Consider the following 690-nt stretch of genomic DNA (forward strand, 5'->3'; position numbering starts at 1 on the left):
ACCTTCGACGACGGGCCGTCGCACCGGACGGCCGCCCTCCTGGACGCCCTGCGGGAGGCCGGGCTGCGGGCCACCATGTTCAACCAGGGGAACCACGCCACCGAGCGTCCGGACCTGGTGCGGGCGCAGGCCGCCGCCGGGATGTGGATCGCCAACCACAGCTACAGCCACCCGTACATGACCGGGCTGGAGCCGGCGGAGATGGAGTCCGAGATCACCCGCACGCAGGAGGCCCTGGCGGCCGCGGGCGGCGGCACCCCGCGGCTGTTCCGCCCGCCCTACGGGGACACCGACGAGACCCTCGCGGCCGTGGTGGCGAAGGCGGGGCTCACGGAGGTCTGCTGGGACGTCGACACCGGGGACTGGGACGACGCGAGCGCCGAGGCCATCGTCGAGGCGGTCGGCCGGCTCACCGACGGGCAGGTCGTCCTGATGCACGACTGGCCGCCCAGCACGCTGGCCGCGATCCCGCGGATCGGCGAGGTGCTGCGGGCGAAAGGGCTGCGCAGCGGCATGATCTGCCCCCACACCGGCCGCGCCGTCGCGCCCGAGGACGAGATCCAGGCCGGGAACGAGACCGAGCGCGGGGACGGGGCCGGCGGCGGGGCCCACGACGCGGGCTGACGGCTGAGGGCCGGCCCGCGCCCCCGCGAGGGCGCGCCCCCCCGCGAGGGCGCGGGCCCGCCGCCG

The 690-nt window shown here is 77.2% G+C and carries 1 pseudogene; it reads left to right on the forward strand.

Annotated features, from left to right (window positions below):
* Nucleotides 1–609: pseudogene (locus tag ACOV8S_RS10915) on the forward strand (polysaccharide deacetylase family protein); the annotation flags it as partial.
* Between the last annotated feature and the right edge of the window lie 81 nt (nucleotides 610–690).

The sequence above is a fragment of the Streptomyces sp. CO7 genome (genome assembly GCF_053474865.1).